Genomic DNA, 14,722 nt, shown 5'->3' with positions numbered 1-14,722 from the left:
GTCGCGGGCGTCGGCATCGTGCAGTTGCCGACGATGATGGTGCGCGATGAGGTCGCGCGCGGCGAGCTGGTGACCGTGCTGCCCGACTGGGCGCCGCGCCGCGAGATCGTGCATGCGGTGTTCGCGTCGCGCCGGGGGCTGCTGCCCGCAGTGCGCGCGCTGCTCGATTTTCTGGCGGAGCGGTTTGCCGAACTCGAACCCGATTGAGCGTGCCGCTTCACGCGTGACCGGGCGCTGCAAACCGCGCGCGCGTGCCGTAGACTGCGGTACGCGCATCGCGCATTCCACAACCCTGATCGCTTTCCCGCCATGTTCACGCTGTCCAACGACCCCAACGCCTCCAAGGCCGATCAATACGCGACGCTCGTCGAGCAGGCACGCGCGCTCGTCGAGTCCGAACGCGACCTGACCGCGAACGCGGCCAACTTCTCCGCGCTGGTCTACCACTCGCTCGACCGTCTCAACTGGGCCGGCTTCTACTTCTTCGACGGGACGGAACTCGTGGTCGGGCCGTTCCAGGGCAAGCCCGCCTGCGTGCGGATCGCGCTCGGCAAGGGCGTGTGCGGCACGGCCGCGCAGACGCGCGAGACGCAGGTCGTGCGCGACGTGCATGACTTCCCCGGCCATATCGCGTGTGATGCGGCGTCGGAATCGGAAATCGTCGTGCCGCTGGTGGCGGCCGACGGCACGCTGATCGGCGTGTGGGACGTCGACAGCCCGGTCGCCGCGCGCTTCGACGACGAAGACCGCAAGGGAATGGAAGCACTGTGCCGCGCATTCGTCGAATCCGTGTGGCAAAAGGCGCGCGGTTGAGCGGCGGCCAAGCCGCGCTCCCCCACCGAGCAGCCGGTCGGCGCGTTCGCGCTTAAATCGCGCCGCGCGACCTGGAACGAAAACGAAACGGGCCCCGCAAAGGGGCCCGTTTCGCTGTGACGCCGCACCGCCCTTCGCGGCGCCCCGCAGGTATCAGGCGGCGTGCGTGCCGGACAGCGCCGGGAACGCCTGCGGCTTCGCGTCCTCGGACAGCACCTCGAAGCCCGTTTCGGTCACCACGACCATGTGCTCCCATTGCGCCGACAGCGAATGATCCTTCGTGACGACCGTCCAGCCGTCCGCCAGCATGCGCGTGTCGCGCTTGCCCGCGTTGAGCATCGGCTCGATCGTGAAGATCATCCCCGGCCGGAGCGGCACGCCGGTGCCCGGACGGCCGTAGTGCAGCACCTGCGGCTCGTCGTGATACACATCGCCGATGCCGTGCCCGCAGTACTCACGAACCACGCTGAATCCTTCGCGATGCGCGACCTGCTGAATCGCGTAGCCGACGTCGCCGAGCGTTGCGCCCGGACGCACCGCGCGAATACCCGCGTGCATCGCCTCATAGGTCGTCGCGACAAGCCGCCGCGCGAGCTCGTTCGGTTCGCCGACGAAATACATGCGGCTCGTATCGCCGAACCAGCCATCCTTGATCACCGCGATGTCGAGGTTCACGATGTCGCCGTCGCGCAGCGGCCGCGACGTCGGAATGCCGTGACACACCACGTGGTTGACCGACGTGCAGAGCGTCTTCGGATAACCGTGGTAACCGATGTTCGCCGGGATCGCGCCGAGCACGTCGACGATGTATTCGCGGCAACGTGCGTCCAGATCATCGGTCGAGACGCCCGGCTTCACGTGCTCGGTAATCATCGTCAGCACCTGCGACGCGAGCTTCGCGGCTTCACGCGACTTGGCGATTTCCGCGGCGCCGCGGATCGGGATTTCTCGTTTCGCCATTACGCCACCTGCTCGATGCCGTGCTCGACCGGTTCCGCCGGCCCCGTCTCACCGCCCCGTGCTTCGGCCTCGATCAGCATCCGGCAGATGTCCCCGTAGGACAGCGCGGGATTGAGTTCCGCCAGCATCCCGACACGCAGCCAGTGTTCAGCCTGCGCATTGATCGAGCGGCTCAGCGCCGTGCTGGTCGAGCGCAACCGCTCGTGCGTGTGCTCGGAAATCTTGATGATGCCCATATACCCCCAATTAAACGAAACGTAGTCGATTCGTATATTACGCCGTGCGCGACCGCCGGGCAAGCCGTTCGGATTCCGTCGAGCCATCGGACGTCAATCCCGTTGACATCGAATTCCAGTTTGCTGGAAAATAAATCCATCATGAAAGAATCAACCACCGCCGACGACACCGGCATCAACGAACGCATCGCCCGGCGCGTACGCGACCTGCGCACCGTGCGAGGCTACACGCTCGATGCGCTGGCCGCGCGCTCCGGCGTCAGCCGTTCGATGATCTCGCTCATCGAGCGCGCATCGGCCAGCCCGACGGCCGTCGTGCTCGACAAGCTCGCGGCCGGACTCGGCGTGTCGCTGGCCGGGCTGTTCGGCGGCGACCAGGACGACGCGCCCGCGCAACCGCTGGCGCGTCGCGCGCAGCAGGCCGAATGGCGAGATCCGGCGTCCGGCTATGTGCGCCGCAATCTCTCCCCGGCCGGCTGGCCGTCGCCGATCCAGCTCGTCGAGGTGGATTTCCCGCCCGGTGCCCGCGTCGCGTACGACAGTGGCGGACGCGAAAGCGCGCTGCATCAGCAGGTGTGGGTCATCAGCGGCCGCGTCGACGTCACGTTCGGCGACGCGCTTCACGAACTTCACGAAGGCGACTGTCTGGCCATGCGGCTCGACCAGCCGCTGATTTTCAGCAATCCGTCGTCGCATGCCGCGCGCTATGTCGTCGCGATCTGCGATGCATCCGCCGCCGGCGTGCGGAACCTCTGATGAACGCGGCGTCGCAGCAGTCGTGCGCACGCCCTACTTACTGCCCACAGGAGCCCGTATGAATTCCCCGACACAGCGCGACGACGTGCGCCTGATCGATTGCAGCGAGGCCGAGCATGCGCCGGCCATTCTCGAGATCCTGAACGACGCGATCGCAACCTCGACCGCGCTGTACGACTACAAGCCGCGTCCGCCGGAAGCGATGGTCGCGTGGTTTGCGGCGAAGCGCGCGGGGGGCTTTCCGGTCATCGGTGCCGTCGACGCATCGGGCACGCTGCTCGGCTTTGCGAGCTGGGGTACGTTTCGCGCGTTTCCCGCGTACAAGTACACGGTCGAACACAGCGTGTACGTGCATCGCGACCAGCGTGGCCGCGGGCTTGGCGAAGTGCTGCTGCGCGAAGTGGTCCGGCGCGCGCACGAAGCGCAGGTGCACGTGGTGGTCGGCTGCATCGATGCGACCAATGCGGGAAGCATCGCACTGCATACGAAGCTCGGATTCGTGCACGCGGGCACGATCACGCAGGCGGGATTCAAGTTCGGCCGCTGGCTCGACGCGGCGTTCTATCAGTTGACGCTCGACACGCCGGCGCAGCCGGTGGATGGTTGATTGCCCAACGGCCGTCGCATGCACCATGCACGACGGCCGCAAGCGACGCAGAAAAAAGAAAAGCCCCGCCGAAGCGGGGCTTTTTCTCTTTCTACCTGGAGGCGCGAGCCGGAGTCGAACCGGCCTAAACGGCTTTGCAGGCCGCTGCATAACCGCTTTGCTATCGCGCCAAAAGCGGACTGTGCGAATGCCGTGAGGCAAGCGACAGATTTTTTATTCGAGGACCGAAAGTCCATCAAATAAAAAGGGAAGCTTGGCTTCCCCATTACTTGGAGCGGGAGACGAGTCTCGAACTCGCGACCTCAACCTTGGCAAGGTTGCGCTCTACCAACTGAGCTACTCCCGCATATGTCCTGCATCTGCAGCGCTTCGCCGTACAACACGCTGCCAGAAAAATCTGGAGCGGGAGACGAGTCTCGAACTCGCGACCTCAACCTTGGCAAGGTTGCGCTCTACCAACTGAGCTACTCCCGCATGTGTCCTGCATCTGCAGCGCTTCGCCGTACAACACGCTGCCAGAAAAAATCTGGAGCGGGAGACGAGTCTCGAACTCGCGACCTCAACCTTGGCAAGGTTGCGCTCTACCAACTGAGCTACTCCCGCGTATTGCTGCGCTACTGCTTCCCCGTCACACACTTACTTCGTCGTGCAGCGGAGAAGCGAGATTATGTCGAAGGCACATTCCTGTGTCAAGGGCTTTTCCAGCCCTTTTTCCAAAAACCTGCTCGACCGAATGCATCACGCGCCGCCGCGCTCGCGAATCTGCGGCCATGCGAGCTTCATGTAGTACAGCATCGACCAGATCGTCAGCACCGCGGCGAGATACATCAACCATTCGCCCCACACGCGCGTGTCGATCGTCACGACGCCGAGCGACAGCGGCCCGTAGAACAGCAGCATCGGAATCGCGATCATCTGGCATGCGGTCTTGAACTTGCCGAGCTGGTTCACGGCGACGCTCTTCGACGCACCGATCTGCGCCATCCACTCGCGCAGCGCCGAAATCGCGATTTCGCGGCCGACGATCACGAGCGCGATCGCCGCGTCGACCCGCGAAATCTGCACGAGGATCAGTAGCGCGGCCGTCACCATCAGCTTGTCCGCCACCGGGTCGAGAAACGCGCCGAACGACGACGTCTGGTTCCACTTGCGGGCCAGATAGCCGTCGAACCAGTCGGTCAGCGCCGCGAGTATGAAGATCGCCGCCGCCGCAAGATTGCGGTGCGCGCCGCCCATCACCGTGTCCGGCAGATAGAACACGCCGACGACGAGCGGAATCAGCACGATCCGTACCCACGTCAGGAAAATCGGGAAATTGAACGGCATGGCATGCGGGACAGTAAAGGATTCGCAATTGTGCCGTGTCGACCGGCCTGCCACAAGAACGCTGGCAAGGCAGCCGGCCGCACGGCCGCGTCAGTGAAGCTGCTTGTAGATCTGCTCGGCGAGCGCGTGCGAGATGCCCTCGACGCTCGCGAGTTCCTCGACGCTCGCGGCCACCACGCCGCGCAACCCGCCGAACCGCGCGAGCAGCCGCTGCCGGCGCTTCGCGCCGACGCCCTCGAGCTCCTCGAGCCGCGACGTCTGGCGCGCCTTCGCCCGCTTGGCGCGCATGCCGGTGATCGCGAAACGGTGCGCCTCGTCGCGGATCTGCGCGACGAGCATCAACGCGGCGCTCTCCTTGCCGAGTTCGAGCGGCGTGCGGCCATCCGCGAACACGAGCGTCTCGAGACCGACCTTGCGCCCCTCGCCTTTCGCGACGCCGACCAGCATCGACGTGTCGAGCCCCAGCTCGGTGAACACCTGGCGCGCGATTTCGACCTGACCCTTGCCGCCATCGATCAGCACGATGTTCGGCAGCAGGCTCGACGCCTCGGCCTGGCGCGTCGACTCGCCGTCGATGCCGGCCGCATCGTCGGCGGCAGCCGCCTGCGCGGCCTGCTCGACCATCTTTTCGTAGCGGCGCGTGAGCACCTGCCGCATCGCCGCGTAGTCGTCGCCCGGCGTGATCCCGGTGATGTTGTAGCGGCGGTATTCGCTCGACTGCATCTTGTGATGGTGGTAGACCACGCACGACGCCTGCGTCGCCTCGCCCATCGTATGGCTGATGTCGAAGCATTCGATCCGCAGCGTCGCGAGATCGTCGCATTCGTAGCTGAGTGTCTCCGCGAGCGCACGCGTGCGCGCCTGCTGCGAGCCCTGCTCGGACAGCAGTCGCATGAGCGCGATCTGCGCATTCTGTTCGGCCATCGACAGCCACGCACGCCGCTGCCCCTGCGGCTGCCGCACCAGCGACACCTTGTGGCCGGCCTGCTCGGACAGCAGCTCGAGCAGGTCGCGGCTCGCGGGTGCATGGCTCACGACCAGCACGGGCGGTACGCGATTGCCGAGATAGTGCTGCGCGATGAACGCGTCGAGCACTTCCGCTTCGACCGACGCCGCCGCGTCGCCACGCGCACGGCCGGGTTCTTCCGCGGGCAGGTCAGGCAGTGCGTCGGCGGACGCATCGGCCGCGTCCGCCAATTCGGACTCGTCGCCGATACCGCCCTCGGCGAGCGTCAGCGCGCTCTCGACGTGCGTCGGGAAATACGCCTTGTCGCCGAGATGCCGGCCGCCGCGCACCATCGCGAGATTCACGCACACGCGCCCGCCCTGGGCGACGACGGCCAGGATATCGACGTCGCTATCGCTGCCGACCTCGATCGCCTGCTGGTGCAGCACCGTCGCGAGCGAGCTCATCTGGTTGCGCACGGCCGCCGCCTGCTCGAATTTCAGCTCAGCCGCGAACGCGTGCATCTTCTGCTCGAGCTCCTTCATCACTTCGGACTGCCGGCCGAGCAGGAAACGCGCGGCGTTCGACACGTCGATCGCGTAATCCTCGTCGGAGATCGCGCCGACGCACGGCGCCGTGCAGCGCCCGATCTGGTGCAGCAGGCAAGGCCGCGTGCGGTTGTTGAAGACCGAATCCTCGCAGGTGCGCAGCTGGAACACGCGCTGCAGGATCTGGATGCTCTCGCGCACGGCCCAGGCGCTCGGGAACGGCCCGAAATACTGGTTCTGCTTGTCGACCGAGCCGCGGTAGTAGGCCATCCGCGGAAAGCGGTGCGCGGTGAGCTTCAGGTACGGATACGACTTGTCGTCGCGAAACAGGATGTTGTAGCGCGGCGCGAGCGCCTTGATCAGGTTGTTTTCGAGCAGCAGCGCCTCGGCCTCCGAGCGCGTGACCGTCGTCTCGATGCGTGCGATGCGCGTGACCATCATCGCGATGCGCGGCGACAGTTGCGTCTTCGTGAAATAGCTCGATACGCGCTTCTTCAGGTCGCGCGCCTTGCCGACATAGAGCACGGCACCCGCCGTGTCGTAATAGCGATAGACGCCCGGCATGTGCGGCAACTGCGCAAGGATCTTCTTCGGTTCGAACGGGGTATCGGAAGCTTCAGGGGATGTCATGCGTGATCCGGGCGCCTTGTAACGCGGAACGGGTCTATTAGAATCGCCAGTTTAGAGCATTCACCGGCCCGCTTCGATGCCCCGCACCACCGCTGCCCCCCTGCCCGCCGCGCCGCTCGCGCCGGGCGAACCGATCGCCTGCGACCTCTTCTGCACCGTGATCGACAATTTCGGCGACATCGGCGTCTGCTGGCGCGTCGCGCGCCAGCTCGCACACGAGCACGGCTGGCAGGTTCGCCTGTTCGTCGACGACCTGCGTACGTTCGCGCGCCTGCTGCCCGGGGTCGATCCCGACGCAGGACGGCAGACGGTCGACGCGATCGTGATCGAGCACTGGCATGCGGAAGCCGGCGACGCGCTGGAGATCGCCGACGTCGTGATCGAAGCGTTCGCGTGCGAACTGCCCGGCGCGTATCTCGCGGCGATGGCGCGGCGCGCGCGTCGCCCCGTGTGGATCAACCTCGAATACCTGAGCGCCGAGGACTGGGTCGCCGATTTCCATCTGCGGCCATCGCCGCATCCGCGCTACCCGCTGCTGAAGACGTTTTTCTTCCCCGGCCTGTCGGCCGGCACCGGCGGCGTCCCGAAGGAACGCGACCTCGATGCGCGCCGCACGGCCTTCGAAGCCGACACGGCGGCCCGTGACGCCTGGTGGCAACGCGCGACCGGCGGCGCGCCGCCGGCCGCAGGCACGACCGTCGTCAGCCTGTGCGCGTACGAGAATCCGGCCGTCGACGCGCTGCTCGCGCAATGGCGCGACGGCCCGTCGCCGGTCGTCGCACTCGTGCCGGCCGGCCGCGTGTCGCCTGCCGTCGCACGTTTTTTCGGGGTCGAGTCGTTCGGCGCGGGCACGCATGCGCGCAGCGGTAACCTCGCTGCGCACGGGCTCGCATTCGTCCCCCAGGCCGACTACGATCCGTTGCTGTGGGTGGCAGACGTCAATTTCGTACGCGGCGAGGATTCGTTCGTGCGGGCGCAGTGGGCCCGCAAGCCGTTCGTGTGGCACATCTACCCGCAGGCCGACGACGTGCACCTGCCGAAGCTCGACGCCGCGCTCGCGCACCTGTCGGCCGGCCTCGCCGATGCCCCGCGCGCGGCGCTCGAGCGGTTCTGGCACGCGTGGAACGGCGTCGGCACGCCCGACTGGGCCGATTTCTGGCAGCACCGCGCCGCGCTGGACGCCAACGCCGCCCGCTGGGCCGATGCGCTCGCGGCCGTCGGCGATCTCGCCGGAAAGCTGGCGGAATACGCAAAATCTCAGTTAAAATAAGCGGTTATCCGACGGCTGACCAGGCAAGCGCTCGCTTTTGGCGTCCACCGGAACGCACCGCTTGCGCCGTCAGCCGTTGCGCAACGCTCAGGCACCTATTTATTTGATTTGATCAGGACAGTTTTTTATGAAAACCGCACAGGAACTCCGCGTAGGCAACGTCGTGCAGATCGGCAGCGACGCATGGGTCATCGCCAAGGCTGAATACAACAAGTCGGGCCGTAACTCCGCCGTCGTCAAGATGAAGATGAAGAACCTGCTGACGAACGCAGGCCAGGAAGCGGTCTACAAGGCTGACGACAAGTTCGACGTCGTCGTGCTCGACCGCAAGGAAGTGACGTACTCGTACTTCGCCGATCCGATGTACGTGTTCATGGACGCCGACTACAACCAGTTCGAAGTCGAAGCGGAAATGATGGGCGAAGCGCTGAACTACCTCGAAGACGGCATGGCTTGCGAAGTCGTGTTCTACAACGAGAAGGCGATCTCGGTCGAACTGCCGACGGTCCTCGTTCGCGAGATCACCTACACGGAACCGGCGGTCAAGGGCGACACGTCGTCGGGCAAGGTGCTGAAGAACGCGAAGCTCGCAACGGGCTTCGAACTGCAAGTGCCGCTGTTCTGCAACACCGGCGACAAGATCGAAATCGATACGCGTACGAACGAATACCGCAGCCGCGCGTAATCGCCAGCGATACCCGCATCGAACAAAGCGCCCTTCGGGGCGCTTTTTGTTTGTCCGGCGCCAACAACCGGGCGGGAGTCAGGCTCATGTAAAGCACAAAATCCACCGGTAAAGATATTCAATTTGTATCATCGGTAACTGTTTTATAGCGCCGGAGAAATAATGCTCGTTACGCGTTCAGCGGGGCATAAAATCAGTTTTTAATCTGACATGCGGCTGCGGCCCCGTTGGCCGACAGCCCGCCTCTCTTGACTCGACTCGCGTCCACCATGCCACACGCCCTGATTGTCGAAGACGATCCCAACAGTCTGTCCGGCCTCACCGCGCTGCTCGCCGCGGACGGCTTCTCGGTCGACACGGCCACGTCGCTCGCCGAAGCGCGCACGGCGCTCGGCCGTTCGATTCCCGATGTCGTTCTCGTCGACCTGAACCTGCCGGACGGCAGCGGGTTCGACCTGCTCCAGCACCTGCCGCAGCAACAGCCGAACGGCTCGCTGCCCGTCATCGTGCTGACGGGCAATGCGACGGTCGAGAGCGCCATCGAGGGCCTGCGTCACGGCATCTGGGACTACCTGCTCAAGCCGATCAACATTCCGCGCCTGCGCAGCCTGCTCGCGCGAATCCCGCGCCCCTACGAACTGATCGACGAAGTGCAGTCGTTGCGCGCGTCGCTGCGCCACCTCGGCCGCTTCGGCGCACTGGTCGGCCGCAGCGACGCGATGCAGCACGTGTACGACATGATCGAGCACAACGCGCGCACCGAAACGGCCGTCCTGTTCTCGGGCGAAGCCGGTACCGGCAAGAAGCTGGCCGCGCGTACGCTGCACGACCTGAGCCGGCGCCGCAAGGGGCCGTTCGTGTCGTTCGACTGCCGGACGATCGCGCATGCCGGCCGGCATGGCGCATCGCTCGACAGCGTGCTGTTCGGCCATGAGCGCGGCGCGTTCGACGGCGCAGAGCGCCGCGAATCGGGCCTGTTCGAACAGGCCGGCGGCGGCACGCTGTTCCTCGACGAAATCACCGCACTGCCGCTCGTGCTGCAGGAAGCACTGCTGCATGCGCTTGATTCGCAGAACTTCATGCGGATCGGCGGCACGAGCTCGATCACGAGCGATTTCCGGCTGATCGCGACGACGCGCCGCCCGGCACGCGAAGCGGTCGCGAACGGCACGCTGCGCGAGGACCTTTGGCTGCGCCTCGATGCGGCATCGATCACGATGCCGCCGCTGCGCGAACGCGACGGCGACGCGCTCGCGATCGCTGATGCGCTGATCGACGAACTGAACCGCGACGCGCGCGCAACCGGCCGCAGCACGACCGACAAGCGCGCGGCACCAGGTTTCGTGCGCGAGTGCCTGTCCTACGAGTGGCCGGGCAACGTGCGCGAACTGCAGGAGCGTGTGCGTTTCGCGTACGACGCATCGGGCGATTTCATCGAGACGCTGCGCGCAGGCGAGCCGAGCTTCTCGGCTGGCGCCGCGCTGAACGGCAGCAGCGTGCAGATCAAGGTCGGCACGCCGCTGTCCGACGTCGAGGATCTGCTGATCCGCGCGACGCTCGACGCAGTCGGCGGCACGCGCCACCGCGCGGCAACGCTGCTCGGCATCAGCCCGAAGACGCTGTACAACAAGCTGCAGCGAATGAAGGTGAACTGAGCGGTCGGCAATGTTCGCAGGCACTGGCAACGCTTGACCGTTAGTTGCATCAATACTCGCTTCACCGACCTGCCTGATTCCTGAAACCGTCCGGTTCGCACCGGCAGTAGTCCATAAAAAAAGCCGCGCAATTGCGCGGCTTTTTGTTTCGGTGACCGGAATGGCGCAGATCGCGCCATCCTCTCCCCGCTCAGGCCAGTGCGCTGCTCAACAGCGCCTGCGCCTGCAGGTACTCGGGTTGCGCGATCAGCTTGTCCCACTTGAGCGCCTTGCCGCGCGCACGCATCCGCTTGATGCGTCGTACCGACTCGTCCGTTGCCCGCGCTTTCAGCCCGTTCAGCACGACCTCGGCCGCGTCCGGCTGGTTGCAGACGAGCACCATGTCGCAACCGGCCGCGAGCGCGGCGTCGGCCGCCTGCGTGAGCGTGCCGCCTTCGCGCGCAGCCTCCATCGACAGGTCGTCGCTGAAGATCGCGCCCGTGAAGCCGAGCCGCCCGCGCAGGATGTCCTGCAGCCATACGCGCGAGAAACCGGCCGGCCGCTTGTCGACCTGCGTGTAGATCACGTGCGCGGGAATCACCGCCGACAGCGACAAGCCGAGCCAGTCGTACGGCGCGACGTCCTGCTTGAGAATCGCGTCGAGCGTGCGGTCATCGGTCGGCAGCGCGACGTGCGAGTCGGCCTCCGCGAAGCCGTGCCCGGGGAAATGCTTGCCGCAGTTCGCCATCCCGGCGAGCGACAGCCCGTGGTTCAGGCTCTTCGCGAGCAGCGTGACGACGCGCGGATCGCGATGGAACGCGCGATCGCCGATCACTTTCGAGTGCCCGTAGTCGAGGTCGAGCACGGGCGTGAAGCTCATGTCGATTCCGCATGCGCGCAGCTCGGCGGCCAGGATGTAGCCGACGGCCGTGGCGACCTTCGTTGCGAGCAGCACGTCGCGATCCCACAGCTCGCCGAGGCGGCGCATCGCAGGCAGCACCGTGAAGCCGTCGGTGCGGAAACGCTGCACGCGCCCGCCTTCGTGATCGACGGCGATCAGGATGCCTTCGCGCACCGCGCGGATCGAGTCGGTCAGCGCGGTCAGTTGCGCGCGGTTCTGGAAATGCCGCGCGAACAGGATCACGCCGCCGGTATTCGGATGCGCGAGACGCCGCGCATCGTCGCGCGACAGGGCCGTGCCGACGATGTCGAGCATGACCGGGCCGGGAGTCGTTTTCATCGAATCGGGAATTCCGTCAGGAGGAGGTTCGGGAAACAGGTGCAGGCGCGGCGTCCGTCTCGGCGACCACGAACGACACCGCGTAGTCGCGTTCGTCGCTGACCGTCACGCGCGCCGTGATGCCACGGGCGGCAAGCCAGTCGGCCAGCTCGCCCGATGCGACCACGTACGGCTCGCCGCTCGGGTGGTTGAGGGTCTGCAACGCACGCCACGTCATCGGCCAGTGCATGCCGAGCCCGATCGCTTTCGAGAACGCTTCCTTCGCGGAAAAGCGCGTCGCGAGGAACGCGATGCCGCGCGCCTCGGAGCGGGCACGGCGCGCATGGAACACGCGCAGTTCGTCGGGGCCCAGCACTTTCTCGGCAAACCGGCCGCCCGTGCGTTCGAGCACGGCCGCGATGCGGCTCACCTGGGCGATATCGGTACCGATGCCATAGATCGTCATGTCAGTACGCGCCGGTGCGACCCGGCCGGGCCGGGTCGGGCATGACGCGCGACGCGCGGCGGCACTTCATCTTCAGCGTGCGCCGCCGTGCAGCGCGGCAACGCGCGCGGCGACCATGATCGCCTTCATTTCGCGCACCGCGTTGTCCCAGCCCGCGAAAATCGCATGCGCGACGATCGCGTGGCCGATGTTCAGTTCGACGATACCGTCGATCGCGGCGATCGGCTGCACGTTCGTGTAGTGCAGGCCGTGACCGGCATTGACCTTCAGGCCGAGCTGCGCGCCGGCCTGAACGCCCGTGACGATGCGCTCGTATTCGCGCTGCTGCTCGGCTTCGTCGTGCGCTTCGGCGTAACGGCCCGTATGCAGCTCGATCACCGGCGCACCCGCTTCGTGCGCGGCACGGATCTGCGTCTCGTCCGGGTCGATGAACAGCGACACGCGCACGCCCACGTCGGCAAGCTGCTTGCATGCCGCACGCACGGCCTCGAAGTGGCCGGCGACATCGAGACCGCCTTCGGTCGTCAGCTCCTCACGCTTCTCCGGCACGAGACACGCGTCGTGCGGGCGCACTTCGCATGCGATATCGAGCATCTCGGCCGTCACCGCGCATTCGAGGTTCATGCGCGTCTTCAGCAGCGGGCGCAGCTTGCGCACATCCGCGTCGACGATGTGGCGGCGATCCTCGCGCAGGTGCAGCGTGATCGCATCCGCACCGGCTTCTTCGGCGGCAAGCGCCGCGCGGATCGGATCGGGATAGGTCGTACCGCGCACATTGCGCAGCGTCGCGACGTGGTCGATGTTCACGCCGAGGTCGATGGCGGTGGGCGTTGTCAGGAAGAAGCTCATAGGTTTTGCAGGTCGATCAGGATCTGACGCGTGGCAAGCGGCGTACCGCCGAGATAAGTGTTCAGCAGGAAGCGCATCAGCGTCTTGCTTTGCGCAACCGTCTGGGCTCGATGGTAATCGTCCTGCTCCATATCGAGCAACGTCTGTCCGGAAATGACCGGCCAGTGCGATGGGACTTCATCGTCCGCATTGCGCACGCCACGCTCGGGATCGAACACGTAGCGACGATCAGGCTCGACCGCGCGGCGTGCGACCGTGCGGTTCAGCGCCATCGCGTAGCCGGTCTCGCGCAGCAGCACGCGCTCGAACGAGCGCAGCACCTGCACTGCGGGCTCGCCGTGTGCGAGGCGTGTGAGGGTCAGCACGTAATGATTGAAGAGCGGCGGCTGGGGATCTTCGCGCGCGCAGAATTTCACGAGCAGCTCGTTCGCGTAGAAGCCGCACAGCAGCCCGTCGCCGCCGAGCGGCAGCATCCCGCCGACCCACTCGGCGCCCGTCAGCGTGCGCACTTCGGATTTGCCGGACCAGGACAGCAGCAGCGGCTGGAAGGTCTGCAATACGCCGCGTAGCGCGGAGTGCGGGCGCTTCGCGCCCTTCGCGACGAGCGCGAGCCGGCCATGATCACGCGTCAGCACGTCGATGATCAGGCTCGTTTCCCGATACGGGTAACTGTGCAGCACGTACGCCGGCTGCTCGGCGACACGGAAATCGGACGTGCGAGACGTCGCGCGCCGCGCCTTGCGCGGCGGTTCAGGCGGCGCCGGCAGCGGCGCGTCGTTCGCGCCGGCCGTCACCGCGTCTTCAGTCGACGTCAGCGCGTCATTCGTACCCATAGGCGCGCAGCCCCGCCTCGTTGTCCGCCCAGCCGCTCTTCACCTTCACGAAGGTCTCGAGGTACACGGGGCCGTCGAACAGCTTCTCCATGTCCATCCGCGCCTCGGTGCTGATCTGCTTGAGCTTCTCGCCCTTCTTGCCGATCACCATCGCCTTGTGCGAATCGCGCTCGACGAGGATCGTCGCGAAGATGCGCTTCAGGCGCCCTTCCTCTTCGAACTTGTCGATCAGCACGGTGCTCGTGTACGGCAGTTCGTCGCCGGTCCAGCGGAACACCTTCTCGCGCAGGATTTCGGCTGCGAGGAAACGCGAGCTGCGGTCGGTCAGTTCGTCCTCGCCGTAGATCGGCTCGCCTTCCGGCAAGTACGGCTTGATCGTGTCCAGCAGGCGCTTGATGTCTTCCGGGCGCTGCGCCGACAGCGGCACGAGCTCGGTGAATTCGCGCAGCGTGCTCATCTGCTGCATGAACGGGAACAGCGTCGCCTTGTCGGTCACGCGGTCGATCTTGTTCGCGATCAGCAGCGTCGGCATGCCGGGCGGGATCAGGTCGAGCACCTTCTGGTCGTCGGGCCCGAAGCGGCCGGCCTCGATCACGAACAGGATCACGTCGACCGACGTGAGCGTCGACGTGACCGCGCGGTTCAGCGAACGGTTCAGCGCGGTGCTGTGGCGGGTCTGGAAACCCGGCGTATCGACGAACACGAATTGCGCGTCGTCGAACGTATTGATGCCGGTGATGCGGTGGCGGGTCGTCTGCGCCTTGCGCGACGTGATGCTGATCTTCTGGCCGACGAGTGCGTTCATCAACGTCGACTTGCCGACGTTCGGGCGGCCCACGATCGCGATCATGCCGCAACGGAAACCGGTAGGAGCGGGAGTGTTCATATCGTTTGGGAGACTGGTTCGGAAACGGCCGCGCGGCGCGCGGCACGATCGATGGGCA

Annotated in this window: 16 protein-coding genes and 4 tRNA genes; 7 read left to right on the top strand and 13 right to left on the bottom strand. The window is 65.9% G+C overall.

Annotated features, from left to right (window positions below; genetic code table 11):
* Together G3N99_RS21280 and G3N99_RS21275 are read left to right on the top strand one after the other, a co-directional pair.
* On the top strand, positions 1–207 hold a 207-nt coding region (locus G3N99_RS21280), incomplete at its 5' end, for a LysR substrate-binding domain-containing protein (RefSeq protein WP_241011771.1).
* A 102-nt stretch (positions 208–309) separates the two neighbouring features.
* The gene (locus G3N99_RS21275) at positions 310–813 is read left to right on the top strand and encodes a GAF domain-containing protein (protein ID WP_206123393.1); all 504 of its coding nucleotides are present in this window, start codon (positions 310–312) and stop codon (positions 811–813) included.
* A 153-nt stretch (positions 814–966) separates the two neighbouring features.
* Here G3N99_RS21275 and map read toward each other — a convergent pair whose 3' ends face one another.
* Positions 967–1,773 (bottom strand): type I methionyl aminopeptidase, encoded by an 807-nt coding sequence (map, locus tag G3N99_RS21270; RefSeq protein WP_174935171.1) that lies wholly within the window; start codon positions 1,771–1,773, stop codon positions 967–969.
* Positions 1,773–2,009 (bottom strand): ParD-like family protein, encoded by a 237-nt coding sequence (locus tag G3N99_RS21265; RefSeq protein WP_206123392.1) that lies wholly within the window; start codon positions 2,007–2,009, stop codon positions 1,773–1,775. Before G3N99_RS21265 ends, map begins: the two co-directional genes overlap by 1 nt.
* Positions 2,010–2,150: 141 nt before the next feature.
* On the opposite strand from G3N99_RS21265, the gene G3N99_RS21260 reads away from it, so the two are divergent.
* Complete coding sequence (locus tag G3N99_RS21260) at positions 2,151–2,765, top strand: helix-turn-helix domain-containing protein (RefSeq protein WP_206123391.1); 615 nt, start codon at positions 2,151–2,153, stop codon at positions 2,763–2,765.
* 58 nt (positions 2,766–2,823) lie between these two features.
* Entirely contained in the window at positions 2,824–3,372 is a 549-nt protein-coding gene (locus G3N99_RS21255) for a GNAT family N-acetyltransferase (protein ID WP_174935175.1), read from the top strand.
* A 96-nt stretch (positions 3,373–3,468) separates the two neighbouring features.
* Here G3N99_RS21255 and G3N99_RS21250 read toward each other — a convergent pair.
* From G3N99_RS21250 to uvrC, 6 genes are all read right to left on the bottom strand, one after another.
* Positions 3,469–3,542 (bottom strand) — tRNA-Cys (locus G3N99_RS21250).
* A gap of 100 nt (positions 3,543–3,642) precedes the next feature.
* Positions 3,643–3,718: transfer RNA gene (locus tag G3N99_RS21245), tRNA-Gly, on the bottom strand.
* A gap of 52 nt (positions 3,719–3,770) precedes the next feature.
* A tRNA-Gly gene (locus tag G3N99_RS21240) sits at positions 3,771–3,846 on the bottom strand.
* A 53-nt stretch (positions 3,847–3,899) separates the two neighbouring features.
* Positions 3,900–3,975: transfer RNA gene (locus G3N99_RS21235), tRNA-Gly, on the bottom strand.
* 135 nt (positions 3,976–4,110) lie between these two features.
* The gene (pgsA, locus tag G3N99_RS21230) at positions 4,111–4,698 is read right to left on the bottom strand and encodes a CDP-diacylglycerol--glycerol-3-phosphate 3-phosphatidyltransferase (RefSeq protein WP_174944471.1); all 588 of its coding nucleotides are present in this window, start codon (positions 4,696–4,698) and stop codon (positions 4,111–4,113) included.
* Positions 4,699–4,788: 90 nt separating this feature from the next.
* Positions 4,789–6,822, bottom strand: a complete 2,034-nt coding sequence (gene uvrC / locus G3N99_RS21225) for an excinuclease ABC subunit UvrC (RefSeq protein WP_206123390.1) — start codon at positions 6,820–6,822, stop codon at positions 4,789–4,791.
* 76 nt (positions 6,823–6,898) lie between these two features.
* On the opposite strand from uvrC, the gene earP reads away from it, so the two are divergent.
* The 3 genes from earP (at position 6,899) to G3N99_RS21210 (ending at position 10,432) form a co-directional block, all read left to right on the top strand.
* Entirely contained in the window at positions 6,899–8,092 is a 1,194-nt protein-coding gene (gene earP, locus G3N99_RS21220) for an elongation factor P maturation arginine rhamnosyltransferase EarP (protein WP_206123389.1), read from the top strand.
* Positions 8,093–8,219: 127 nt separating this feature from the next.
* Positions 8,220–8,777 (top strand): elongation factor P, encoded by a 558-nt coding sequence (gene efp, locus G3N99_RS21215; protein ID WP_011351421.1) that lies wholly within the window; start codon positions 8,220–8,222, stop codon positions 8,775–8,777.
* 269 nt (positions 8,778–9,046) lie between these two features.
* Positions 9,047–10,432 carry a sigma-54 dependent transcriptional regulator gene (locus tag G3N99_RS21210; protein ID WP_174943832.1) on the top strand — a complete coding sequence of 462 codons (1,386 nt, stop codon included), beginning with the start codon at positions 9,047–9,049 and terminating at the stop codon, positions 10,430–10,432.
* 190 nt (positions 10,433–10,622) lie between these two features.
* Here the strand turns inward: G3N99_RS21210 and nagZ are convergent, their stop codons facing one another.
* From nagZ to era, 5 genes are all read right to left on the bottom strand, one after another.
* Positions 10,623–11,651 (bottom strand): beta-N-acetylhexosaminidase, encoded by a 1,029-nt coding sequence (nagZ, locus tag G3N99_RS21205; RefSeq protein ID WP_206123388.1) that lies wholly within the window; start codon positions 11,649–11,651, stop codon positions 10,623–10,625.
* A 16-nt stretch (positions 11,652–11,667) separates the two neighbouring features.
* A complete protein-coding gene (gene acpS / locus G3N99_RS21200; protein ID WP_206123387.1) occupies positions 11,668–12,096 on the bottom strand; it encodes a holo-ACP synthase in 429 nt (142 codons plus the stop codon).
* Between the two features lie 72 nt (positions 12,097–12,168).
* Positions 12,169–12,945: a pyridoxine 5'-phosphate synthase gene (pdxJ, locus tag G3N99_RS21195; RefSeq protein ID WP_206123386.1), complete on the bottom strand. Its 777-nt coding sequence runs from the start codon at positions 12,943–12,945 to the stop codon at positions 12,169–12,171.
* Positions 12,942–13,778 (bottom strand): DNA repair protein RecO, encoded by an 837-nt coding sequence (recO, locus tag G3N99_RS21190; RefSeq protein WP_011351416.1) that lies wholly within the window; start codon positions 13,776–13,778, stop codon positions 12,942–12,944. The genes pdxJ and recO overlap by 4 nt, the downstream gene beginning before the upstream one ends.
* Complete coding sequence (era, locus tag G3N99_RS21185) at positions 13,765–14,664, bottom strand: GTPase Era (RefSeq protein WP_069256156.1); 900 nt, start codon at positions 14,662–14,664, stop codon at positions 13,765–13,767. The genes recO and era overlap by 14 nt, the downstream gene beginning before the upstream one ends.
* Between the last annotated feature and the right edge of the window lie 58 nt (positions 14,665–14,722).

This window comes from Burkholderia sp. Ac-20392 (assembly GCF_017104585.1).
In the GTDB taxonomy this organism is placed as follows: Bacteria; Pseudomonadota; Gammaproteobacteria; order Burkholderiales; family Burkholderiaceae; genus Burkholderia; species Burkholderia lata.
This window is presented reverse-complemented; position numbering and strand designations above follow the sequence as displayed.

What these genes read in the sequence shown, in the direction of transcription:
- G3N99_RS21275 (WP_206123393.1), top strand. Translation starts at nt 310, where the DNA reads ATGTTCACGCTGTCCAACGACCCCAACGCCTCCAAGGCCGATCAATAC.
- map (WP_174935171.1), bottom strand. Translation starts at nt 1,773, where the DNA reads ATGGCGAAACGAGAAATCCCGATCCGCGGCGCCGCGGAAATCGCCAAG.
- G3N99_RS21265 (WP_206123392.1), bottom strand. Translation starts at nt 2,009, where the DNA reads ATGGGCATCATCAAGATTTCCGAGCACACGCACGAGCGGTTGCGCTCG.
- G3N99_RS21260 (WP_206123391.1), top strand. Translation starts at nt 2,151, where the DNA reads ATGAAAGAATCAACCACCGCCGACGACACCGGCATCAACGAACGCATC.
- G3N99_RS21255 (WP_174935175.1), top strand. Translation starts at nt 2,824, where the DNA reads ATGAATTCCCCGACACAGCGCGACGACGTGCGCCTGATCGATTGCAGC.
- pgsA (WP_174944471.1), bottom strand. Translation starts at nt 4,698, where the DNA reads ATGCCGTTCAATTTCCCGATTTTCCTGACGTGGGTACGGATCGTGCTG.
- uvrC (WP_206123390.1), bottom strand. Translation starts at nt 6,822, where the DNA reads ATGACATCCCCTGAAGCTTCCGATACCCCGTTCGAACCGAAGAAGATC.
- earP (WP_206123389.1), top strand. Translation starts at nt 6,899, where the DNA reads ATGCCCCGCACCACCGCTGCCCCCCTGCCCGCCGCGCCGCTCGCGCCG.
- efp (WP_011351421.1), top strand. Translation starts at nt 8,220, where the DNA reads ATGAAAACCGCACAGGAACTCCGCGTAGGCAACGTCGTGCAGATCGGC.
- G3N99_RS21210 (WP_174943832.1), top strand. Translation starts at nt 9,047, where the DNA reads ATGCCACACGCCCTGATTGTCGAAGACGATCCCAACAGTCTGTCCGGC.
- nagZ (WP_206123388.1), bottom strand. Translation starts at nt 11,651, where the DNA reads ATGAAAACGACTCCCGGCCCGGTCATGCTCGACATCGTCGGCACGGCC.
- acpS (WP_206123387.1), bottom strand. Translation starts at nt 12,096, where the DNA reads ATGACGATCTATGGCATCGGTACCGATATCGCCCAGGTGAGCCGCATC.
- pdxJ (WP_206123386.1), bottom strand. Translation starts at nt 12,945, where the DNA reads ATGAGCTTCTTCCTGACAACGCCCACCGCCATCGACCTCGGCGTGAAC.
- recO (WP_011351416.1), bottom strand. Translation starts at nt 13,778, where the DNA reads ATGGGTACGAATGACGCGCTGACGTCGACTGAAGACGCGGTGACGGCC.
- era (WP_069256156.1), bottom strand. Translation starts at nt 14,664, where the DNA reads ATGAACACTCCCGCTCCTACCGGTTTCCGTTGCGGCATGATCGCGATC.